Genomic DNA, 22,191 nt, shown 5'->3' with positions numbered 1-22,191 from the left:
CCGCGTCCCTCCCGTACGCCGCTAGTTTCGCCTGAGATCCGGCGGCAGCGCCTCCGCGGACAGGCGCGCGATGGCCTCGTCGAGCGGCAGGATTTCCTGCTTCTTGCCGTCCTCGCCCAGGAAGCGCAGCGCCAGCGTGCCCTCCTCGGCTTCCTTGCGGCCGACCACGGCGATCACCGGAACCTTGCCGACCGAATGTTCGCGGACCTTGTAGTTGATCTTCTCATTGCGCAGATCGGTCTCGGCGTGCAGCCCGGCCTTGGTCATCGCGGCCTTCACCTCTTCGGCATAGCCATCAGCGTCGGACGTGATCGTGGCAATCACCACCTGGCGCGGCGCCAGCCAGAAGGGCAGCTTGCCGGCATAGTTCTCGATCAGCACGCCCAGGAAGCGCTCCAGCGAGCCCAGAATGGCCCGGTGCAGCATCACCGGCCGGTGTTTCTCGCTGTCATCGCCGACAAAGCTGGCATCAAGGCGCTCCGGCAGGTTGAAGTCGCACTGGATCGTCCCCGTCTGCCATTCCCGGCCGATCGCGTCCTTCACGACAAAGTCCAGCTTGGGTCCGTAAAAGGCGCCGTCGCCAGGATTGTGCTCATAGTCCAGACCGGAGGCCTCGGCGGCTTCCCGGAGCGCGGCCTCGGACTTGTCCCAGACCTCGTCGGAGCCGACGCGGGTATCCGGCCGGTCTGAGAATTTGATCCGCGGCTCCTCGAAACCGAAATCCTCATAGACGGATTTCAGAAGTTCGCAGAAGGCCTTCACCTCGTCGGTGATCTGGTCGACCGTGCAGAAAATGTGCGCATCGTCCTGCACGAAACCGCGCACCCGCATCAGCCCGTGCAGCGAGCCGGACGGTTCATAGCGGTGGCAGGAGCCGAACTCGGCCATGCGCAGCGGCAAATCGCGATAGGATTTCTGGCCCTGGTTGAAGACCTGGACGTGGCACGGGCAATTCATTGGCTTGACCGCCAGGACCTTCTCTTCCTGGTCGATGGAGGAGATGAACATGTTTTCGCGGTACTTGTCCCAGTGGCCCGAGGCTTCCCAGAACTTCCGGTCCATCAGCTGCGGCGTCTTGATCTCGACATAGCCCGCCTCCTCCAGACGCCGGCGCATATAGTCCTGCACCGCGCGATAAAGCCGCCAGCCATTGGGATGCCAGAACACCTGGCCCTGGGCTTCTTCCTGGAAGTGGAAGAGCTCCATCTGCTTGCCGAGACGGCGGTGGTCGCGCTTTTCGGCTTCTTCCAGGCGATGCAGGTGGGCCTTGAGCTGCTTCTCGTCGGCCCAGGCCGTGCCGTAGATCCGCTGCAGCATGGCGTTGCGGTGATCGCCGCGCCAATAGGCGCCGGCCACCTTCATCAGCTTGAACGCCTTGCCGACCTTGCCCGTCGAGGGCAGGTGCGGACCGCGGCACAGGTCGAACCAGTCGCCCTGGCGGTACAGGGTGATCGTCTCGTCCTCGGGCAGGTCGCGGATCAGCTCGGCCTTGTAGGCCTCGCCCATTTTCTCGAATTCGGCGATGGCCTCATTGCGGTCCCAGACCTCGCGCACGAAAGGCAGATCCGCATCGACGATCTCGCCCATGCGTTTCTCGATCGCCTCGAAATCCTCCGGCGTGAAGGGCTCCTCGCGGGCGAAATCGTAATAGAAGCCGTCCTCGATGGCCGGGCCGATCGTCACCTGCGTGCCGGGGAAAAGGTCCTGCACCGCCTGGGCCAGCACGTGCGCGGCGTCATGGCGGATTACTTCGAGCGCCTTGTCATCCTTGCGCGTGACAATGGCGACCTGGGCGTCGCCGTCGAGCGGCCGGGTCAGGTCCCATTCCTGGCCGTCGACCTCGGCGATAATGGCGGCCTTGGCCAGGGATTTGGAAATGCCCTCAGCCAGGTCGAGGGGCGTGGCGCCGTCGGGAAGCTCGCGTTTCGATCCGTCGGGAAGCGTCACATTGATCATCGGTCACATGTCCTTGTTGTCGGCGCGGCCCGCCGGCGAAAGCTCGTCCTGCGTCTGTCCCGATGGGCGGGCACGGAAAGCCCAGACCCGCCACCAGGGAACATGCGTACGCGCCTCCGGAACCGGGTCGAAACCGAACGTGCCACCCGGGCGGCATCGTCCCAGCCGCCCCAGCGTCAGCCAGAAACCGCGCCAGGGGCCCTGCGCCGTCACCGATCCGATCGCATAGTGCGAGCAGCTCGGCTCGTGGCGGCAGCGCACGCCCAGCGCATAGAAGACCGGCGACAGGGTCCACTGATAGACGCGCAAGGCGCCGATCATCACGGCCCCGACGAGCGGTCGGTCTGGCGTTTCTTTCCGTTCCGTCGAACGCATATGGATTCAAGCCTTTTAACGCCGCGACGCGCGCTGTCCACCATGGACATCAAGCGCGCACCGCGGGCCGCAGTAAAGCCTGTGGGTGAAGTGTGGAAGCCTTTTCGGACTGCCCGGGCTCGTCCCGCCGGCAAAGCGGGGCCGGACAGCCCTATCCAGTGAGCGAGGTCGGAGTCTGCGCAGTCGCCGCCTGGCGGGCCGCCTCAGTCACGGCCTCGAAGGCCAGCATCACCGACTGGTGACGGGCGGGATAGGCGCGCGCCCCTTCCAGAACAGCCAGTTCGCCGAAGCGTCCGCGCGGCGCCGGCTTGCCCTGCTTCAGCATGGCCAGCAGGCTATCTCGGGCGATTTCCAGCTCTTTCAGCGAAGCACCGGCAACCTGACGCGCCAGCACCGAGGCTGAAGCCTGGCCCAGCGCGCAGGCTTTCACCCGCAGAGCAAGGTCAGCAACGCGCTCGCCACGCATGACGATATCGATCTCGACTTCCGAACCGCACAGGCGCGAAACCTTGCGCACCGACGCCTGCGGGCGTTCAAGACGCCCGATGCGCGGAATGTCCGCCGCCAGCCGGAGGACGGCATTGGAGTAGAGTTCGTCAGCCATTGCGTTTTCTATTTAGGGCTTTTCCGCCGGATTTTCCATGTCCGTCTTCGCCGGCCGCCGGCGAACGCCATCGGTCGGACAGAGCAAGGGCAAAGACGGTGAACTCCAGAATAATGGCGTAGTGCCCGAAGCGGCCGTCATAGATCGGATTGAGCGTCAGCTGTGTCCACAATGCCAGGTGCATGAATATGCCGATCAGCACCAGCCAGATACCGGCACGCCAGCGCCGCCAGATGGCCAGACAGGCGAGCAGCTTGCTGGCTGTCGAGGAGAACTGCAGGACGACCAGGAAAATCGGCGCGGTCCGCGCCAGATCGTGCATCGGAATACCCAGGACCACGTCCAGCTGCCCGAGCCATGCAAGCACCAGCACCACCGCCCAGGACAGGTAGTAAGCTGCATCCAGGCTGACCAGGATGAGCAACCAGAAGCGGACGGTCTTGGCCAGGGTGCCCTCCCATGTCTGGCGCCACAGTCACAGCAAGCTAGCGCATTCTTGCCGCGCTACCACTCTTTGATGGCCCCGCGCCGGTGCTTTTCCGGGCAAGGGCGCACGCATTTTTGGCCGTTTCAGCGGCCGCCCCTCATCCTGTTTGTCCTGGCCGGGGGCAGCGGGATCTGCGGGAAGCTCATCGCTTGAAGTGATCTTCGGCCGGTCCCGGATCTGCAGCCGGCCTGCGTAGGCTGAGGCCTGCGCCCGCGAAAGCGGGTGGCCGGGAGAAATGGTGAGCTGAAGCCGCGATAGACACCGTCACCCTGACACCCGCTTTCGCGGGCTCAGGCTTCAGTCAGGGCCCAGTTCGTAGGGTGCGGTGGTTGCGAACGCGCACTTATCCCGCACATCGCCGACATTCGGTATGAGCCCACTTAGCCAAAATTCCGCTTTACGATCTGGATCCTGACCTTCGTCAGGATGACGGTGCGTGGGGCCGGGCCGCAAACTTATCCCCGCCCTCTCAACTGCGCGTATGCTCGTCAGCGGTTTCCGGGATGGGAGGCATGAGCTCAGTCCCTTGTGCCCGGGAGCGTGCGGAGCTCGTCCGCGCCTGGTGGGTGACAGCATCAGGCTCCGGCGTGGCCATCTGCGGGGACACCGGCAAAAAGCTCGACCGGCCCGTGCCTGCAGGTTTCGAGACGGTCCCGCAAGGGACCGGGTAAATCTCCGCGTGCGGGATGCCTCGGGCATCACCACCAAACCTTCAAATGCGGACACGATGTCCGCTGTGCATCCCGCACCCCTCTCATCGCTCCAGGGCGCAAGCCCGTGGAGGGTTTCGTGCTGACAGGCCTTTCCTCCCCATTCCATGGGGAGGTGGAGGGAGGGTGGATAACGTGTGGTCAGGCGCCCGTCAGTTCGCGAAGGGCCATGCGCTTGTAGGTATCGACCATGATACGGCCCTCATCCGCTGGCACGGCAATGGCGAGGCGCATCGTAGCATCGCCCAGCGACATCACCAGGAAGGCCCGCGGCAGGATTTCATCCCGGGACAAGCCTGGCTGAACGCGCAAGAGCGCATCGGTCACGATAGCCGCATTCTCGCGGTTGTTGCGGATGTCGATGTCGATCAGGGACTTGTCCGCCTGTGTGCCCGACCAGACATCACGCATCACCGGCTCGGCGAGGAAGAGCGCATAATATTCATCGATCAGCGCATCGAAGGCCGCACGGAACACCTCCATACCGGTCACGCCGGCGAGCGCTTCCGCGATGCAGTGGCTCCCCTCCGCATGACATTTCTCGGCCAGCGCCGCGATGATGGAACGCTTGTCCGGGAAGTACTGGTAGAGCGAGCCGATCGAGATCCCGCTTCGCTTTGCCAGTTCGCTCATCTTCATCGCATCGCTGCCGGCCTCGCCGATCAGCTCGGTCGCCGCCAGCAGGATTTTCTCCATTCGGTCGCGGCTGCGCTGTTGAGTCGGCACGATCCGCGCGGTCGTTGCAGGCCCGGATGACATTGTGAGCACTCCTCATATTTTTGTTGACTCACACAATATGAGACTTTATCAGGTTTCACAACGTGAGCGTCACTCATGTTTTGAAAAAGGAAACCGACATGACCTCCCCCTCTGCTCCCATTCTCGTTATCGGCGGCACCGGCAAGACCGGGCGCCGCGTTGCAAACCGCCTGGCTGAGAAAGGCCTGCCCGTGCGCATCGGCTCGCGCTCAGCGAGCCCTGCCTTCGACTGGCAGCGCCCGGAAAGCTGGGATGCCAGTCTCGACGGCGTCCGCGCGGCCTACATCACCTATTATCCGGACATCGCTCTGCCGGGCGCCGTGCAACAGATCGACGCCTTCGTCACCAAGGCACTTGCCCACGGGGTCAAGCGCCTCGTCCTGCTCACCGGGCGTGGCGAACCGGAAGCCCAGCGCGCCGAACAGGTTCTGGCGCAATCCGGCGCAGACTGGACCGTGGTCCGCGCCTCCTGGTTCGCTCAGAACTTCTCGGAGAATTTTTTCGTCGAAGGCCTGCAAGCCGGCGAGGTCGTATTTCCCCGCGGCGACGTTCCCGAGCCCTTCATCGATGTCGATGACATTGCCGATGTCGTCACTGCAGCACTGACCGAAGACGGCCACATCGGCGAGATTTACGAGGTGACCGGGCCGCGCCTGCTGACCTTCAGGGACGCCATTTCGGAAATCGCCGCGGCGAGCGGACGCAATATCCGCTATGTCTCGCCGCCGGTGGAAGCCTTCATGGAGGAAATGGCCCGGCACGACATGCCGGCCGACATCATCGAATTGCTCGGCCTGCTCACGCGTGAGGTCCTGGACGGGCGGAATGCGCATCTGGCCGATGGCGTCCAGCGCGCGCTGGGCCGCGCACCGCGTGATTTCTCCGACTACGCCCGGGCAACGGCCGCGACCGGTGTCTGGAAAGCCGCGGCCTAATCGCACAGCCGGAAACAGGGTTGCGAAACAAGCTGAAACTCTAGTCCCAGCCTTCCTCGTCCTCGTCGAGATAGGTGGGATCATTGCGGCCGAGGACTTCGGGGATGTCCCCGAAGTCCTCATCGCCATCCGGTTCCGGCTGCCAGACCTCGTCGGTCTCGACCGCCCAGAAGCCTTCGGCTTGGGCCGCACCCTCGGCGAGGCGAGCCGCCTGTTCCTCGGTTTCCGCGACCACACCATAGGCCACGAAACAGGCGCCGACGGCATCCTCGGCCTGGAGCATCACGTTGAAGCCCTTGAGGGCCATGGCCCTACTCCACCTTCCGCCAGGTCGAACCTTCCGGACCGTCATCGACCTGAATCTTGCGCGCATTGAGTTCGTCGCGTGCCGCATCGGCCGCCGCCCAGTCCTTGGCCTCGCGGGCCTCCTGGCGCTTGACGATCAGGGCGTCGATCTCGGCACGTTCCTCCGGATCCATGTCGGCAACGCCGAACCAGGCATCCGGATCGCCCTGACCCAGCCCCATCAGGGCGCCGGCCGCCAGCAGACGGCCCTTCGCTTCGGCCTTCTCCTGAGGGGTGTCCGCCTTGTTCGCCTCGCCGGCCAGCTGGAACAGCTCGGCCATCGCCTTGGGCGTGTTCAGATCGTCCAGCAGCGCATCGAAGAAGGCTTCGGGCACCTCGGCAGGCACGGCTTCCAGATGGCCGAGCCGCCGCAACACGCCATAGATGCGGTCGAGCGAGCGGCGGGTCTTGGCCAAGAGATCCGAATTCCAGGTCAACGGGGCGCGATAATGCGCGGTCAGCAGCGCACAGCGCAGCACTTCGCCGGGCCAGGATTTAAGAAGGTCGTGGATCAGCGCGACATTGCCCAGCGACTTGGACATCTTGTCCGAGCCCATGTTGAGAAAGCCGTTGTGCAGCCAGTAATTGGCCATCGCCTTGCCGCCATGGGCGCAGGTCGACTGCGCGATCTCGTTCTCATGGTGGGGGAAGACCAGGTCGATCCCGCCGCCGTGAATATCGATCGTCTCGCCCAGATGCGTCTCGCACATGGCCGAGCATTCCAGGTGCCAGCCCGGACGGCCGCGGCCCCAGGGACCGTCCCAGCCCGGCTCGTCATCGGCAGACGGCTTCCACAGCACGAAATCGCAGGGATCCTTCTTGTAGGGCGCAACTTCCACCCGGGCTCCGGCGATCATGTCGTCCAGCGAGCGTTTCGACAGCGCGCCATAGGCCTCGTAGGACTTCACCGAGAACAGGACATGCCCCTCGGCCGCATAGGCGTGGCCCTCATCGACCAGGCGCTGCATCATGGCGATCATCTCGCCGATATGGTCGGTCGCCTTCGGCTCCAGCGTCGGCGGAACGATGCCCAGCGCGTCGAGATCCTGGCGATAGATACGGGCGAATTTCGTCGCCACCGCCTCGATCCCCTCACCGCTCTCGCGGGCGGCAGCCATGATCTTGTCGTCAATATCGGTGATGTTGGCGGCCAGCACGACGCTCTCGGCACCGTAGAGATGTCCGAGCACCCGGCGCAGCACATCGAACACGACCGGCGGGCGCGCATTGCCGATATGGGCGTAGCTATAGACCGTCGGACCACAGACATACATCGTCACCCGGTCCTGATCGATCGGTTCGAATGCGCGCTTTCGCCGCGCCATCGTATCGTAAAGGGTGAGCGATTTCATGATTTTGTCGGGTCCATTTGTGTCAAGAGAGTGAAAAATTCACGTTCCGCCTGCGGTCATATCATTGGAAATGATGCAGGGAAGCCCTAAATACGGGCAAGCGCTGATGCGCGAAAACAGAGGATTCCAGTCTCCGGCTGCAAAAACTCCGGCCCTGCATCCTCGATCCGGAAACCGGCACTACGGCCCTGTCGTATACGCGCAGGACCGACCCGACAACGAAAGGATCCATGGGGATGGACGCCGTGACACCAGAATCCATGCGCCTTGCCGGCGCTGACAAGACTCAACCGACCCGCGAAGAGGCCGAAGCGGCCGTACGCACACTGATCGCCTGGGCCGGTGACGATCCGACCCGCGAGGGTCTGATCGACACGCCCAAGCGCGTGGTGAAAGCCTATGAGGAGTGGTTCTCCGGCTATCAGGCAGACCCGCTCAAGGCGCTCGGCAAGACCTTCGAGGACGTGCAGGGCTATGACGACATGGTCATGCTGACCAATATCGATGTCGAGAGCCATTGCGAACACCATATCGCGCCGATCATCGGCGTGGCGCACGTCGCCTATCTGCCGCAAAGCGCCGTCGTCGGCATTTCCAAGATCGCCCGCGTCGTCGAGATTTTCTCCAAGCGCCTGCAGACGCAGGAGACGATGACGGCACAGATCGCCGACGCGCTGACCGAGGCCATGCAGCCGCGCGGCGTCGCGGTCTATGTCGATGCCAAGCACCAGTGCATGACCACGCGCGGCGTGCACCACCCGAATGTGTCGACGATCACCACCACCTTCACCGGCGAGTTCAAGACGGACCCGGCCCTGAAGGACCGTTTCCTGCGGATGATCGAACGCGCCTGACGCAAACACGCATTTCGCAAGAAAGCCCCGTCCGGCCGGACGGGGCTTTTTTTTTCGGACGGGCCGGAGCGCCTAGGCCGCGTCAGGCATTTCGAGCGACGACATGTCGACTACGAAGCGATAGCGCACATCGGCGTTCTCCATGCGTTCGAAAGCCGTGTTGATCTCGTCCATCCGGATCATCTCGCATTCCGGCAGGATGTTCATCCGGCCACAGAAGTCGAGCACCTCCTGGGTCTCGGCGATACCCCCGATAAGTGAACCCGCGACACGGCGGCGGCCCATGATCAGCGGCACGGACACCAGTTCCTCCAGCGGGCCGACCTGCCCGACCAGGCACAGCGTACCATCGACGTCGAGCAGCGGCATGTAGGGGTTGAGGTCGTGCTTGACCGGCACGGTGTCGACGATCAGGTCGAAACTGTTGCGCGCCGCCTTCATTGCCGCCCTGTCCGACGAGATCAGGAAGGCATCGGCACCGAGTTCGCGCGCATCGGCCTCCTTGGACGGGCTGCGGCTGATCACCGTGACATGGGCGCCGAGGCCGGCAGCCAGCTTGATCGCCATATGCCCCAGACCGCCCATGCCGACCACGCCGACCCGGCTACCCTCGCCGACATTCCAGGTGCGCAGCGGTGAATAAGTGGTAATGCCGGCACACAAGAGCGGCGCCACCCGTGACACGTCGAGCGTCTCCGGCACACGCAGGACAAAGGCCTCACGCACGATGACATGTTTGGAATAGCCGCCCAGCGTGTTGTCGCCGGTGATCCGGTCCGGGCTGTTATAGGTCGCGGTGAAACCGTTGCGGCAGTATTGCTCTTCATCGTCGTGGCAGCGATCGCAATCCTGGCAGCTGTCGACCATGCAGCCCACGGCGACGGTATCGCCGACGGCAAACTGGCTGACATCCGGACCGACCGCCGTCACACGGCCGACAATCTCGTGACCGGGGATATTGGGGTAGACCGTACCGGACCAGTCCCCGCGGGCGGTGTGCAGGTCTGAATGGCAGACACCGCAATAGAGAATATCGATCGCCACATCATCGGCACGCAGGCCGCGGCGCTCGAATGTGTACGGCACCAGGGGTGTGTCAGCGCTGTGGGCGGCATAGCCAATCGTTTTCATGTCAGCTCTCTCGAATGGGTTGGCGTCGGGATCGGCAGGGCCCGCTTCTCGCGCCCCCCAAGGACTCTCGGTAATATAGGAGAGAAGCCCGGCAGGTCTAACCCGCACGCCCATCGACAGTCCGGCGTCATGCTGCGGGATCCGCGTCAGACATCCCGTTCCGCTGACACCCACCAGAATACAACCACAGTATTTGCCTCGCTCGCGTCAGATATTCCATCGAAATCACGCGCTGTATACATGTGGTGAAATTGTAATGGAACATTGTTAGACCGGTTTCGTTCCCACGCTATTGGGCCCTTGAACCCAGATATTGTTCAGCAACCGGGAAGATACTCTCATGATGCACAAGATTTTCACCGCCGCCCTGTCCGCAACCGCGCTGGCGGGCGCTGCCACCGCTCCCGTATTCGCCCAGGACCCGGCCCAGGCCGGCGCCGAGGCCGGTGCGGCCGAGACCTTCACCCTCACCGATGCGCAGGTCACCGCTTTCGTGGAGGCCGCCAACGGCATCAATGCCCTTGTTCAGGACGTCCAGCCGCGCATGCAGGCCGCAGAAGACCAGGAAGCTCAGGCGCAGATCCAGCAGGAAGCGCAGGCCGAGATGGAAACCATTGTCCAGGACGCCGGCCTGACCGTCGTCGAATACAACTCCATCGCCAATGCCGCCCGCACCGACCAGAGCGTTGCGGCCCGCATCCAGGCCGAAGCCCAGGCGCAGGCCGGTAACTAAACGGCAGACACGCCTGACAGCGGGAATGAACGGGCGGCTCTCGGGCCGCCCGTTTTCGTATCCGGATCAGGCCGCCGGCTGCAAAAGACCTTCCGCCTCCAGTGCCGCCAGAACGGCCGGGCGCTGGCGCACGCGATCCATATAGGCAGTCAACCTCGTCCGCCCGCCCAAGCCGACACCCGTGGGGCCGGTCCAGTTCGTCAGGGTGAAGAGATAGGCGTCGGCGATGGTGAATTGATCGCCGGTCAGATAGCTGCGCCCATCCGCCAGCACACTTTCGATATGGTCAAGACGATTGGTAACACGCTCGATCGCAGCGGACTTCACATCCTCACTACTATCGGGACGGAACAGGGGCGAGAAGGCCTTGTGCAGTTCGGAGGAAAGGAAGGTGAGCCACTCGTTCACACGGGCCCGTTCCAGCGTGCCGGCGGCCGGCGCCAGTCCGGCCTGGGGATTGGAGTCGGCGATATGCTGCACGATCGCAGCGCCTTCGGTGACAATGTCGCCAGGTGCCACTTCCAGCGCCGGAACATAGCCCTTCGGATTGACCGAACGGAAGGCTTCGCCGGTCGAGACGACCCGGCCTTCGGCCAGGTCGACACGTTCCAGCTCGACCGGCAGGCCGGCTTCGCGCAGCACGATATGAGGTGAGAGCGAACAGGCGCCCGGAGCAAAATAGAGTTTCATGGATTGGTCTCCTTTCAGGGGTGGGGAAGATGTTGGTGGCGTGATCAGGCCACGGTCCGGGCCTCGGCCGGCCCGGTCAGGTCTGCCATCAGCTCGACCGCCTTGCGGTGGCGTAGAAGGGGCGCGCCCTGCCCGGCATAGAGCGAGGCGAAATCTTCGTCGCCGGCGGCAATCGCCGCGCGCTTGAGGTGACCCAGGAACCAGGCCTGCACCGGGAAGGGCGGCAGGCGGTCAGCGCGTGCTTCCATTTCGGCGATGACGCGATTGGGAATGCCGCGGGCCAGACGGCCGGTATAGGCGCGGGTCAGCACCGTGTGCCGGGCCCGGGGCGAGAAGAGCACATCGCGGTGGGCGCCATTGGTGCCGGACTCGGTACAGGCCAGGAAGGCCGTGCCCAGTTGCGCTGCACCGGCCCCCAGAGTGAGGGCGGCGTCGATGCCGGCCCGGTCGGCAATCCCGCCCGCCGCAATCACCGGCATACGAAGATGCGCTGCGATCTGGCGGGTCAACGGCAAAGTGCCAATCAAATTGGCTTCGGGCGGCTCAAGAAAAGCCGGCCGGTGGCCGCCGGCCTCGAAGCCTGTCGCGAGTACGATGTCGACACCGGCATCCGCAAGCGCCTCGGCCTCGGCCAGCGTCGTCGCGGCGCCCAGCGTCAGGATGTCCCGGCTCCGGCAGGCCTCCAGGATGGCCCGCTCGGGAATGCCGAAGACAAAGGAGAAGACTTTCGGCTTAACGGCCAGGATGGCCTCGACCTGGTCTTCGAAGCGGGGATGGTAGCGCGCCGGCGGCTCGGGCCGGTCAAGCCCGTATTCGCGGAAATAGGGTTCAAAGACCGGCCAGACAGCGTCGAACGCTGCCTGTGGAAACGGATCCCCGCCCGGATCGTGATCGCTGACCCAAAGATTGAGCGCGAAGGGCGCGTCTGTTGCGGCCCGCAGATCACGCGCCAGGGTCTCGATCCCGTCCGGCTCGAGAATATGGGCACCGAACGAGCCGAGCCCGCCGGCATTCGACACACTTGCCGTCAGCGCGACGGTCGACAGTCCGCCGCCAAACGGTCCCTGCACAACCGGATGCTCGATCCCGATCCGTGACTGAACCTCGCTTCGCTCCGCCATCGCTTGCCTCCTGTCCGCTGCGGTCGGGAGACAGATGGGAGCGCGATTACAGAATGTAACCTTGTGAGTAGGCGTAAGCGGTGTTTTGTACTATCCCGGCGGTAAGCAGGTTTCCGGAGCCCCAGCATGCTGAAACGCCGCCGCAACACATCCCGGCCGCTCGATGACGGCACCCACTGCCCCGTGAACGAGTGCATGCAGCTGCTCGGCGGGGCCTGGACACCCTATGTGATCTGGCATCTCGCCGGCGGCCCGCGCCGCTTCTCCGAACTGGAAGCCGACATCCCGCCGATCTCGGCCAAAGTTCTGTCAGCGCGCCTGAAAGAACTCGGCAAGAAGGGCGTCATTGAGCGCACAGTGCAGCCGACCTCACCGCCCAGTGTGGAGTACGCTCTGACCGAGCTTGGCCGCGAACTCCTGCCCGTGATCGAGGCCATCGTCGATGTGGGCACCCGGCTCAAACAGTCCGCCAATGCCTGCTCTGCGAATTAGCCAAGCCGCTCGACGCGCGGAACACGGCCATTGGCCGTGCGGCCGATACGCCACTGGCTGTCCAGTCCGGCCCGGTAGTCGCGCTGCAATATGGTCGACACGGTGACATAGTCGGCCTGTGCCTCACCGGGCGTCAGGGTCAGGCGGATATAGCCATGATCGACCATGTTGCAGTGGGCGACATCGGGATTGGCGTCACGCATCATTTCGCCATAGTCGACACCGGGTGCCGCAAACCCGGAGAAGGGCGCCGGCGAGGTCACTGACGAGCCGACAAACTCCGTCCCGATCCGGTTGCCCTGGGCATCGGTCAGCTCGTTGGCCCAGAAAGAGTGCACATCGCCGGTCAGCGTGATCACGTCAGCATCAACCTCGCGAAGGGCTGCAAACAGACGCTCGCGCTCGGCCGGGTAGCCATCCCACATGTCCAGATTGAAGGGGACTTCAAACCGGGTGCGCATGATGAAATTGCGGGCAAACTCGCTGTCGCGCGTCGCCCACCAGCGCAACCAGCCGGGCATTTCCTCAGCGAAATTGGGGAAGTTCACCCGGCTCATGATCACCTGGTTGGCCAGGATACGCCACGGCTTGCCGGCGGCAACAGAGGCCGCGCAGGCCGCGCGGATGCCGGCAATCTGCGCCGTGCCGATCAGCTCGCGATCCTCGGCGCCGACAACATCGCGCTTCCACGCATCGACCGCGGCGATCACTTCGGGATCCTCGATATCGGCATCCGAGGCGACCGGGAAAGTGTCGCTCAGGACCTCCTGGTCGCGCGCCGACAGACGGCTCTCGATCAGGCACAACGTTGCCAGATTGCCGATTTCGTAGACGCCATAGCGATTGCGCAGATCTTCCGGCTCGCGCGACGGCGTCCAGTCATACCAGGCCCGCAGCGCGGCATCGCGCCGGTCTTGCCAGCGCCCTTCTCCGTCATTGTGGTTCTGAGCGCCATCGGTCCACGAATTATTCGCCGTCTCGTGATCGTCCCAGCTCATGATCCAGGGCGCCGCGGCATGCAGCGCCTGCAGGTCCGGATCGGACTTGTACTGGGCGTGCCGCGCGACATAGTCGGCGTGCGACACGATCTCGTGCACCGGATCGGGCACGCGATTCAGCGCCTCGGCATCGCCGGTCGCATATTCGCCCATCGCGTATTCATAGATGTAGTCGCCGAGATGCAGGACGAGATCCAGCTCGCCATTCTCCGCGGCCTCGCGATAGACGTTGAAATGCCCGGCCGGAAAGTTTGAGCAGGAAAAGACACCGATCCGGAACTGCTCGACCGCGCCTTCGGGCAGGGTCCGGGTGAGACCGACCGGAGAATAGGTCTCGTTGAGGCGGAAACGGTAGAAATACCGTTCACCCGGCTCCAGCCCGGTTGCGAGCACTTTCAGCGTGCCCAGTGCCTGCGGCTGGATATAGGTAATCTCTTCACCCTGCTGGAACACCACATCTTCGAAGGCCTCGTCGCGCGCAACCTCGACACCGCGCCAGCCGCCGGCATCATCGCTCAATGCGGTCCACAACATGATGCTGTTCGTATCGGGATCTCCCGAAGCCACACCGTGCCGGAAATGTCCCTCGGCACGCGGCGCGAACCGTTCCGGCCCGCTCGAGCAGGCGCTTATGGCCAGGCCCGCACCGGCGGCACCGATCAGCGCAGTACGACGTGTCAGCTTCATCTTGCTCATGGGGCTCCCCGGACTTCCGCGCGCACACCGGCGGTTAACACCGATCACTAGCGCAATTTCGCGACGGGTTCACTACGCTCATAAACGAAGACGGCGCGCCGGGTCCCCCAACCCGGCGCGCCGCCCACCCCAGCCCCCTGGGGAACTAGAACTCGACGCCGCCGCGGATGCCGTAGAGCAGCGGCGAGCCGGCGATGAAGGTCGGCATGCCGAAGCTGCCGCCGGTATTGCCGGCATCGATCAGGTATTCCTCGTCGGTCAGGTTGGTGCCGTAGAGCTCGACGTGGAAACGTTCGTCGGCATTCTCATAGCGCAGGCGCGCATTGAGCAGGCCGTAAGCGTCCTGATGCAGGATGCCGCCGAACCGGTCATTATTGTTGTCGAAGTAGATTTTCGACTGCCAGCTATAGGTCGGCAGGAAGCGCAGCGCGCCCCAATCACCAGCCGCCACTTCCCAGTTCAGACCCAGCGCGAGCGTGTGCTCCGGGGCATAGCGGAACGTGTTGCCTGCCAGCTCCAGCGCATTGCCGCTCGAGTCGGTGTCGTCGAAAGTCGCCGAATTATAGGCGTAGCTGGCGAACAGCTCGGCGCGGTCTGTGATGTCGAACTGGCCCTGAAGCTCAGCGCCATACTGGGTGGCATTGCCGGCATTGTCGGTGACAAAGCTGACCGTGCCCGGGTCGAAACGGGTGGTCTGGAAGTTTTCATACTCCGAATAGAAGACGGAGCCGGACAGCGTGCCGCGCGCGAAGGTCCAGAAAGCGCCAGCCTCGACCGAGTCGACAATTTCCGCCGGGGCTTCGGAGAAGTAAGTCGGGCTGTCGGTGTCGACCGAGATCACGTCCGGACGGCGGCCGCGGGCATAGCTGATCCAGGTGTTCAGCATGTCGGTGACGGCATAGGACGCCGCGAAGCGCCAGGTAAAGTCGTCGAACTCGCCGGACTGGCTAACCGTTTCGCCATTCGGCGTGTAGGGCGACACCAGCGTGTTGGCGAAGGTCACGAAGTTGGGGCCGTTGATATTGCGGCCATAGCCCGACGAGGTCTTGTCCTCATAGGTCCAGCGCAGACCAGCGGTGAGGGTCAGACGGTCGGTAACGGCGTAGGAGGTATCGGCGAAGATGTCGAAAGAGGTCGTCTCGCCGGAATTGGAGCCTTCTTCCAGGTAGAAGTCGCGCAGCGGCACCAGCTGTTGCTGTTGCAGCAGGGCGGCCACCGAATAAGGGAAGGGGTTGAGCGGGTTGTCCAGATCAACACCCGGGAAGCCGTTGAGCGCCAGAAGGCCCTCGAGCTGGGCGACACTGGCGCCGAAACCGGCAGCCAGCGTCGGTGCAAGGATCGCCTGGGCAACGGCCTCATTCACACCGATCGGAATGCGCTGCTCGCCTTCCTCGTGGAAGTAGAGCGCGCCGAGCGACCCCGTCCAGGCGCCGCCGGCGTCATAGGACAGGCGGAACTCCTGACTGAACTGCTCGCCGGTTGCGTCTTCGGCGATCACCAGGAAGGGCAGCGCCATGCCGTCCGGATCGAAGATCTCGACCGAGTCGAAGTCACGCCAGCCGGTGATCGCATTCAGCGTCCAGGCGTCGGACAGCTGGACGTCGGCGAGGAAGGTCAGCTCGCGCACTTCACGGTCGAGGCCGAGCTCGGCACCGCCCTCGAAACCGCCGAACGTGTTCAGCGAGGCCGCGGTGAACGGATCGGTATCACCCCCCACGGCCGGCAGCGTGCCGGACTTGAACGAGGTGCCCGGAGGGGTGTCCTGCTGATAGTTGGCGATCAGGTCGAAGGAGAAGACATCGTTGGGCGTACCCGACAGCACAACGCGCACAGCTTGGGAGTCGCGGCCCTGCAGATCGCCGCCTTCGGTGTTCTCGATATAGCCATCGCGTTCACGCGACACGCCGGAGATGCGCAGGCCATAGCCGTCGGCGAGACGGAAATTATAATGGCCGCGCGCCTCGACCTGGCCCTCATTGCCAAAGCCCATTTCGAAGGCGCCAGAGTTTTCGTCCTCGGCCTTGTTCTGGATGATGTTGATACCACCGATCAGTGCGCCGCGCCCGAACAGTGTCGGCTGCGGGCCCTTGGCCACCTCGATGCGCTCGATGTCGAACAGCTCGATGTAGGAGCCGCGCGAACGCGTGATCGAGACACCATCGCGGAACACGGCGACACGGGTTTCCGACGTGGCTTCACCGCTATCGGTGGTGATGCCGCGGATCGAGTAGCCGGTATTGTTCGGCGACTGTTCCTGTACGATCAGGCCCGGCGTGAAGGCGGCCAGGTCCTCGAAATCGGCAATGGCGAGATCCTCGAGCAGGGCCTCGTCGAAGGCGCTGACATTGATCGGCACGTCGGCGACAGACTGTTCGCGGAACTGGGTGGTGACCGTGATCACATCCACCGTGTTGTCGTCCTGGGCAATCGCTGCAGGTGCGAAAAACAGGGGCGCAGCAATCGCCGCAGCCGCCATCAGGCGCGCTTTCAACATCATGGCTAAGTCCTTGCAGTTACGCGACCCCCTCGGCCGCGATCCGATGCGCCTGTCTATGAAGTGGCCGTGACGCTTTGCCGACGAAGCCGTGACAGGTAGATGACGCACTGCAGCATTCAGCGGCGCGTTGCATTCCTGCATCGCCTGGAGGACCATCCGCCCATGACCGGAACTGACCAGCTCACCGAACTCACCGCCGAAGCCGATGCCGCTGGCGAACGCCTGGACCGCTGGCTGGCCGGCCAGATCGAGGCCCTGTCGCGCTCACGCCTGAAGGCGCTGATCGAGCAGGGCCAGCTTCGGGTCGACGGTAAGGTTCTCAGCGACCCGTCCGCCAAGATCGCCGCCGGCTCGGTCTATGCCTTGGAAATCCCCGCACCGCGTGCGGCCGACCCTGTGCCTGAGAAGATGGATCTCGACGTGTTGCACGAGGATGACGATCTGGTCGTCCTGCTCAAGCCCGCCGGGCTGGCCGTTCATCCCGCTGCCGGCAACTGGACCGGCACGCTGGTTCACGGCCTTCTCCATCACTGCGCTGGTTCGCTGTCCGGTATTGGCGGGGTTGAACGCCCCGGCATTGTGCACCGTCTGGACAAGGATACGTCCGGCGTGATGGTCGTCGCCAAGTCCGACGCCGCCCATCAGGGCCTCGCCGCCCAGTTCGCCGCCCACACGGTGGAGCGCGCCTATATCGCCTTCACACGCAACGCCCCCTCGCCAAAGGCCGGCCGGATCGAGACCCGCATCGCGCGCGCACCTCAGGACCGCAAGAAATTCGTCGTGCCCCGGGACCCGCACAGCGAAGCCGGCAAGCACGCGATCACCAATTACACCACCCTCACCCGGTATGGGCAGGCGCCTGGCGCCGCGATCGGCACCGGGCTGGCTGCCAAGGTGGAGTGCCGCCTGGAAACCGGCCGCACGCACCAGATCCGCGTCCATATGGGCCATATCGGCTGTCCTTTGCTGGGCGACCCGGTCTATGGCAACAAGCGCGGCAATATCCTGGCGATCTCGGACAATGGCCGCGAGCTAAAGGAATTCCGCCGCCAGGCCCTGCACGCCGCGATCCTGGGCTTTGAACACCCGGTGACCGGCGAAGACATGCGGTTTGAAAGTGAGCTGCCGAAAGACATGGAACGGCTGGAGAGGTTTCTCGAGCGGCTCTGACCCCAGCCCGGTTCAGGAGGAAATGATGGCCGAAACGCTGATGACGCGCGGAGTGGGCGGATCCGACGCCAAGACCGAACTCTCGCGCCTGAGCGACATGCTGGGGCATTGCAAGCCGATCCCCGAAGCGACATTCCGCCACCGGCTGGACGGGCTGCGCGATCGGATGCGCGATGCCGGGATCGGTGCGATCTGGCTCAATGCCGGTTCCAATCTCACCTACTACACCGGCCTGCGCTGGCCGGCGACCGAGCGTCTTGTCGGCGCCCTCGTCGGCGCGGACGGCGGCCTTACCTATGCCGGACCGGCTTTCGAAACCGGCACGCTGGAAAGCTATCTGCGCCTCGACGCGCCGCTGGCCGTCTGGGAAGAACATGAAGACCCCTACGCCCTCGTCGCCTCGCTCGGCCGGTCGAACACAACACTCGCCCTGTCACCCGACACACCGCTGATCACCGCCAACGCCCTCAACAACGCCTGGAATGGCCCGGCGGCGGATGCGGCCGGGGTCGTCCTGGGTGCCCGTGCGCGCAAGGATGACGACGAGCTGGCACTGATGCAGGCGACGAAGACGGCGACGATCGAGGTTCACAAGGCCGCCGCCCGTATCCTGCGCCCCGGCATTTCTACCGGCGAGGTGACCGAGTTCATTCATGCCGCCCACAAGAAGGTCGGCGCCCCCGGCGGCTCGACCTTCTGCATTGTGCTGTTCGGACCTGACACCGCCTTCCCGCACGGGGTGGCGCGACCGAAAGCGCTGGATGAGGGCGACATGGTGCTGATCGATACCGGCTGTGCCATGCATGGCTACCAGTCCGACATCACCCGCTCTTATGTCTTCGGCACGCCGACAGACCGGCAGCGTGAAATCTGGGACGCCGAGAAAGCCTGCCAGCTCGCGGCTTTCGAGGCGGCGCGGATCGGCACGCCCTGCGCCGCGGTCGATGCGGCCGCCCGCGCCGAGGCCGAGCGCCGCGGCCTGGGGCCGGACTATCAACTGCCGGGTATTCCGCACCGCACCGGCCACGGGATCGGGCTGGATATCCATGAGGCGCCCTATCTGGTCGGCGGCGACCAGACGCCGCTGGCGGGCGGCATGTGTTTTTCCAACGAGCCAATGATCGTGGTACCGGGCGAGTTCGGCATCCGGCTGGAAGACCATTTCTACATGACAGAAGACGGACCGCGCTGGTTCACCGAGCCGTCGAAGTCGATCGACGATCCCTTCGGTTGAGACCGGTCAGCCGGCGCCGGAACCGCTGGTCGCCTTCAGCCCGATAATGCCGATCAGGATCAGCGCCAGGAAAACGATCCGCGCCAGCGTCGCCGGTTCCTTGAAGACCAGGATGCCCACCGTCGCGACGCCCAAGGCGCCGATGCCCGTCCACACGGCATAGGCCGTGCCGGCCGGCAATTGCTTCATCGCCAGGAAGAGCAGCGTCATCGATCCGATCAGCGCCAGCACGACGCCGCCCTGCTGCCACCAGGGCGCGTCGCGGCCGACATATTTGAAGCCCAGCGCCCAGACCATTTCCAGAATGCCGCCGAGCACGAGCAGGGTCCAGGGACCAAAGAATGTCATCATCACGAACGTCCCTTGCGGATGGCGGCCTGAACCTTGAGTGCCTGTACCGTCATGCGCACATCGTGCACGCGCACCATCGCCGCACCGTCCTGCGCCGCGCGTAGCGCCGCCGCCAGAGAACCGCCCAGCCGTTCCATCTCGTCGGCCCCTTCGTCAATCGCCGCGATGAAGCGTTTGCGAGAAGCGCCGAACAGCACCGGATAACCCAGCCCGATCACCTCATCGAGATCGTGCATGAGCGCCAGATTGTGATCCAGCGACTTGCCGAAGCCGATGCCCGGGTCGAGCCAGATACTGTCGGCCGTCACGCCGGCCGCCATGGCAATATCAGCGCGCTCGGTCAGGAAGTCGCAGACCTCGGAGACGACATCGTCGTATTGCGGATTTTTCTGCATTTCCTGCGGCGTGCCGGACATGTGCATCAGGATCACCGGCACACCCAGTTCGGCCGCCGTTTCCACCGCGCCCTCATGGCGCAGCGCCATGACATCGTTCCAGATGTCTGCACCAGCTTCGATCGCGGCACGCGCGACGGCCGGCTTGCACGTATCGATGGAGATCCGCGCCGCGGTCTCGTCGCGCAGTGCCTTGATGACAGGAATAACGCGCCTCAGCTCCTCGGCCTCGGGCACCGGATCAGCGCCCGGCCGGGTCGACTCGCCACCGATATCGATCACATCGGCGCCGCTCTTCAGCATATCCAGAGCGCGGTGCACCGCGGCATCCTGGTCGACCCACTGCCCGCCATCGGAAAAACTGTCGGGCGTGACATTGAGCACGCCCATGACAAAGGGGATGTCAGAATTTCGACGGGTGCGGAACTTCGGCATGTCCGCTAGCTAGTCCCCGCCGAGAGGCTTGGCAAGCAGACTGATTGGTCAGCTATTCATTTCCGGACAGGCAGCGCCCCCGGCATTGGCGGTGGAGCTATGCCCGACCTCGCCGTGCCCAAGCCAGCGCTGCCAGAAGGGCCGCCGGTCCAGCCTGACATCGAACTGCCAGTAGTTTTCAGGGTTCAGCACCAGATCATCCGCTGTACCGGCAGTGGAGAGGCTCCATTTTTCTTCAGACGCCCCCAGCTGTGCCGATATTTCGCCATGCCAGTCGCCGCCCTCATCGGGAACAAGACTGAGCATGGCAGGCGCGGCGGGAACTTCGCCACTTACGATGGTGACGAAGTCAGCCAGGATCGGGATCCTGAGCTCATCGAGTAGCGGATTGAGCATTTCCCCGCCGGCCGGCACGTTGAAACCTTCCGGCACGAGGCCGGCGTCCAGAATGAGCGGCCCGGATGCCGGAAGCTCGACGAGCCGCTCGATACTTAGCCCAACGGCGTTATGAGTCTCGCAGTCTGCGGCGCTCATGTCGATCTTGATCAGCGCATGACCGGGCTCGGCACCGGGCGCGCGCAGACTTGCACCCACCAGGAGCGAGACCACGACCACGGCCGCAACACTCGCCAACGCCTGTCTCCGAGCCCCCATGAATTCCTCCGCAGAAAGCGCAACATATGCGCAACCATACGTCGAAACTCAGGACCATGCAAGATGTGGCGGCAAACAGCCCGCGCGTCCTACTCCGCCGGGACACCGCCTTCCTTCTTCTTCATCTTGTCGAACATCTCCCACACGCCGCTATCGCCGTGCCAAGCGCCCTTGGTGGCACCCTTGGAGTATTCGGTGGCGCGAGCCTCGAAGAAGTTGGCGTGTTCGACGCCGTTGAGGATTTCCGTCAGCCACGGGATCGGGTGTTCCTTGACCCCATAGATGGTCGGCAGTTTCAGCTGCTTCATGCGCCAGTCGGCGATGTAGCGGATGTACTGCTTGATGTCCTCCGGCGTCATGCCTTCGACCTCGCCGGCCTCGAAGGCGAGTTCGATGAACTTGTCTTCCAGCTTCACCACCGTCTTGCAGCAATCGGCAATGTCATCCTTCACGCCCTGGGTCAGGGCGCCGGTCTCGGCCGCGAACGTATGGAACAGGCGCATCATGCCTTCGCAGTGCAGCGATTCATCGCGCACCGACCAGGAGACGATCTGCCCCATGCCCTTCATCTTGTTGAAGCGCGGGAAATTCATCAGCATGGCGAAAGATGCGAACAGCTGCAGCCCCTCGGTGAAACCGCCGAACACGGCCATCGAGGTCAGGATGTCCTTCTCGGTGTCGCAGCCGAACTGGCCGAGATAGTCATGCTTCGCCGCCATCTCCTGGTATTCCATGAAGGCGGAGAATTCGCTGTCCGGCATGCCGATGGTTTCCAGCAACAGCGCATAGGCCGCGATGTGGATCGTCTCCATGTTTGAGAAGGCGGCCAGCATCATGCGCACTTCAACCGGCTTGAAGAGCGGCATGTAGTTTTCCATGTAGTTGGCGCCGACCTCGACGTCCGACTGGGTGAAGAAGCGGAAGATCTGCGTGAGCAGATTGCGTTCCTTGTCCGTCAGCTTGGTCGCCCAGTCCTTGCAGTCCTCGCCGAGCGGAACTTCTTCCGGCATCCAGTGAACCTGCTGCTGACGCTGCCAGAAATCATAGGCCCACGGATAGCGGAACGGCTTGTAGGTCAGGCTCGGGCTCAGAAGAGTCGGCGCTTTCTCGGCAGACAGGGTCATGGTCGCAGCTCCCACGGGGCGGAACGGAATCGGATCGAACACAAGATATTGTGCCCATCCTTTCCAAAACGTCTACAGATTGATGCGGTCTGG

At 63.9% G+C, this 22,191-nt stretch carries 22 protein-coding genes; 6 read left to right on the top strand and 16 right to left on the bottom strand.

What is annotated here, in order from left to right:
• Positions 1-21: 21 nt before the first annotated feature.
• From thrS to ACXAJV_RS13305, 5 genes are all read right to left on the bottom strand, one after another.
• Positions 22-1,956, bottom strand: coding sequence for a threonine--tRNA ligase (thrS, locus tag ACXAJV_RS13325; protein WP_475085916.1), 1,935 nt, complete (start codon positions 1,954-1,956; stop codon positions 22-24).
• A 3-nt stretch (positions 1,957-1,959) separates the two neighbouring features.
• Entirely contained in the window at positions 1,960-2,277 is a 318-nt protein-coding gene (gene yidD, locus ACXAJV_RS13320) for a membrane protein insertion efficiency factor YidD (RefSeq protein ID WP_475085915.1), read from the bottom strand.
• A gap of 205 nt (positions 2,278-2,482) precedes the next feature.
• Positions 2,483-2,935, bottom strand: coding sequence for an iron-sulfur cluster assembly scaffold protein (locus ACXAJV_RS13315; RefSeq protein ID WP_475085914.1), 453 nt, complete (start codon positions 2,933-2,935; stop codon positions 2,483-2,485).
• Positions 2,928-3,359: a hypothetical protein gene (locus ACXAJV_RS13310; protein ID WP_475085913.1), complete on the bottom strand. Its 432-nt coding sequence runs from the start codon at positions 3,357-3,359 to the stop codon at positions 2,928-2,930. The genes ACXAJV_RS13315 and ACXAJV_RS13310 overlap by 8 nt, the downstream gene beginning before the upstream one ends.
• A gap of 914 nt (positions 3,360-4,273) precedes the next feature.
• Positions 4,274-4,891, bottom strand: coding sequence for a TetR/AcrR family transcriptional regulator (locus ACXAJV_RS13305; RefSeq protein WP_475085912.1), 618 nt, complete (start codon positions 4,889-4,891; stop codon positions 4,274-4,276).
• A gap of 98 nt (positions 4,892-4,989) precedes the next feature.
• On the opposite strand from ACXAJV_RS13305, the gene ACXAJV_RS13300 reads away from it, so the two are divergent.
• Entirely contained in the window at positions 4,990-5,826 is an 837-nt protein-coding gene (locus tag ACXAJV_RS13300; RefSeq protein WP_475085911.1) for an NAD(P)H-binding protein, read from the top strand.
• A 40-nt stretch (positions 5,827-5,866) separates the two neighbouring features.
• Here ACXAJV_RS13300 and ACXAJV_RS13295 read toward each other — a convergent pair whose 3' ends face one another.
• Together ACXAJV_RS13295 and cysS are read right to left on the bottom strand one after the other, a co-directional pair.
• Entirely contained in the window at positions 5,867-6,133 is a 267-nt protein-coding gene (locus ACXAJV_RS13295) for a hypothetical protein (RefSeq protein ID WP_475085910.1), read from the bottom strand.
• Positions 6,134-6,137: 4 nt separating this feature from the next.
• Positions 6,138-7,523: a cysteine--tRNA ligase gene (gene cysS / locus ACXAJV_RS13290; protein WP_475085909.1), complete on the bottom strand. Its 1,386-nt coding sequence runs from the start codon at positions 7,521-7,523 to the stop codon at positions 6,138-6,140.
• A gap of 236 nt (positions 7,524-7,759) precedes the next feature.
• On the opposite strand from cysS, the gene folE reads away from it, so the two are divergent.
• Positions 7,760-8,377, top strand: coding sequence for a GTP cyclohydrolase I FolE (gene folE, locus ACXAJV_RS13285; RefSeq protein WP_475085908.1), 618 nt, complete (start codon positions 7,760-7,762; stop codon positions 8,375-8,377).
• A gap of 72 nt (positions 8,378-8,449) precedes the next feature.
• Here the strand turns inward: folE and ACXAJV_RS13280 are convergent, their stop codons facing one another.
• A complete protein-coding gene (locus ACXAJV_RS13280; protein WP_475085907.1) occupies positions 8,450-9,508 on the bottom strand; it encodes an NAD(P)-dependent alcohol dehydrogenase in 1,059 nt (352 codons plus the stop codon).
• 340 nt (positions 9,509-9,848) lie between these two features.
• On the opposite strand from ACXAJV_RS13280, the gene ACXAJV_RS13275 reads away from it, so the two are divergent.
• Positions 9,849-10,241: a DUF4168 domain-containing protein gene (locus tag ACXAJV_RS13275; RefSeq protein WP_475085906.1), complete on the top strand. Its 393-nt coding sequence runs from the start codon at positions 9,849-9,851 to the stop codon at positions 10,239-10,241.
• A 66-nt stretch (positions 10,242-10,307) separates the two neighbouring features.
• Here the strand turns inward: ACXAJV_RS13275 and gstA are convergent, their stop codons facing one another.
• Both gstA and ACXAJV_RS13265 read right to left on the bottom strand, forming a co-directional pair.
• Positions 10,308-10,931 (bottom strand): glutathione transferase GstA, encoded by a 624-nt coding sequence (gstA, locus tag ACXAJV_RS13270; protein ID WP_475085905.1) that lies wholly within the window; start codon positions 10,929-10,931, stop codon positions 10,308-10,310.
• Positions 10,932-10,975: 44 nt separating this feature from the next.
• Complete coding sequence (locus ACXAJV_RS13265; protein WP_475085904.1) at positions 10,976-12,052, bottom strand: NAD(P)H-dependent flavin oxidoreductase; 1,077 nt, start codon at positions 12,050-12,052, stop codon at positions 10,976-10,978.
• A gap of 126 nt (positions 12,053-12,178) precedes the next feature.
• On the opposite strand from ACXAJV_RS13265, the gene ACXAJV_RS13260 reads away from it, so the two are divergent.
• Positions 12,179-12,544 (top strand): winged helix-turn-helix transcriptional regulator, encoded by a 366-nt coding sequence (locus ACXAJV_RS13260; RefSeq protein WP_475085903.1) that lies wholly within the window; start codon positions 12,179-12,181, stop codon positions 12,542-12,544.
• On the opposite strand, the gene ACXAJV_RS13255 is transcribed toward ACXAJV_RS13260, so the two are convergent.
• Both ACXAJV_RS13255 and ACXAJV_RS13250 read right to left on the bottom strand, forming a co-directional pair.
• Entirely contained in the window at positions 12,541-14,238 is a 1,698-nt protein-coding gene (locus ACXAJV_RS13255) for an alkaline phosphatase D family protein (RefSeq protein WP_475085902.1), read from the bottom strand. The two genes, ACXAJV_RS13260 and ACXAJV_RS13255, sit on opposite strands and share 4 nt — an antisense overlap.
• 145 nt (positions 14,239-14,383) lie before the next feature.
• Positions 14,384-16,735 carry a TonB-dependent receptor gene (locus ACXAJV_RS13250; protein WP_475085901.1) on the bottom strand — a complete coding sequence of 784 codons (2,352 nt, stop codon included), beginning with the start codon at positions 16,733-16,735 and terminating at the stop codon, positions 14,384-14,386.
• Between the two features lie 162 nt (positions 16,736-16,897).
• Between ACXAJV_RS13250 and ACXAJV_RS13245 the strand changes: the two genes are divergently transcribed.
• Together ACXAJV_RS13245 and ACXAJV_RS13240 are read left to right on the top strand one after the other, a co-directional pair.
• Positions 16,898-17,905 carry an RluA family pseudouridine synthase gene (locus ACXAJV_RS13245; RefSeq protein ID WP_475085900.1) on the top strand — a complete coding sequence of 336 codons (1,008 nt, stop codon included), beginning with the start codon at positions 16,898-16,900 and terminating at the stop codon, positions 17,903-17,905.
• Positions 17,906-17,945: 40 nt separating this feature from the next.
• Positions 17,946-19,139 (top strand): M24 family metallopeptidase, encoded by a 1,194-nt coding sequence (locus ACXAJV_RS13240; RefSeq protein WP_475086005.1) that lies wholly within the window; start codon positions 17,946-17,948, stop codon positions 19,137-19,139.
• A gap of 6 nt (positions 19,140-19,145) precedes the next feature.
• Here ACXAJV_RS13240 and ACXAJV_RS13235 read toward each other — a convergent pair whose 3' ends face one another.
• The 4 genes from ACXAJV_RS13235 to ACXAJV_RS13220 all read right to left on the bottom strand — a co-directional run bounded on the left by ACXAJV_RS13235 (position 19,146) and on the right by ACXAJV_RS13220 (position 22,098).
• Positions 19,146-19,490, bottom strand: a complete 345-nt coding sequence (locus ACXAJV_RS13235; RefSeq protein WP_475085899.1) for a DMT family transporter — start codon at positions 19,488-19,490, stop codon at positions 19,146-19,148.
• Positions 19,490-20,320 (bottom strand): dihydropteroate synthase, encoded by an 831-nt coding sequence (gene folP / locus ACXAJV_RS13230; protein ID WP_475085898.1) that lies wholly within the window; start codon positions 20,318-20,320, stop codon positions 19,490-19,492. The genes ACXAJV_RS13235 and folP overlap by 1 nt, the downstream gene beginning before the upstream one ends.
• A gap of 48 nt (positions 20,321-20,368) precedes the next feature.
• A complete protein-coding gene (locus tag ACXAJV_RS13225) occupies positions 20,369-20,953 on the bottom strand; it encodes a hypothetical protein (protein ID WP_475085897.1) in 585 nt (194 codons plus the stop codon).
• Between the two features lie 110 nt (positions 20,954-21,063).
• Complete coding sequence (locus ACXAJV_RS13220; RefSeq protein WP_475085896.1) at positions 21,064-22,098, bottom strand: ribonucleotide-diphosphate reductase subunit beta; 1,035 nt, start codon at positions 22,096-22,098, stop codon at positions 21,064-21,066.
• Positions 22,099-22,191 lie beyond the last annotated feature (93 nt).

It is taken from the genome of Maricaulis sp. ABE4_448 (assembly GCF_056160825.1).
The sequence above is the reverse complement of the archived record's forward strand: the minus strand, read 5'-3'. Positions and strand labels throughout refer to the sequence as shown.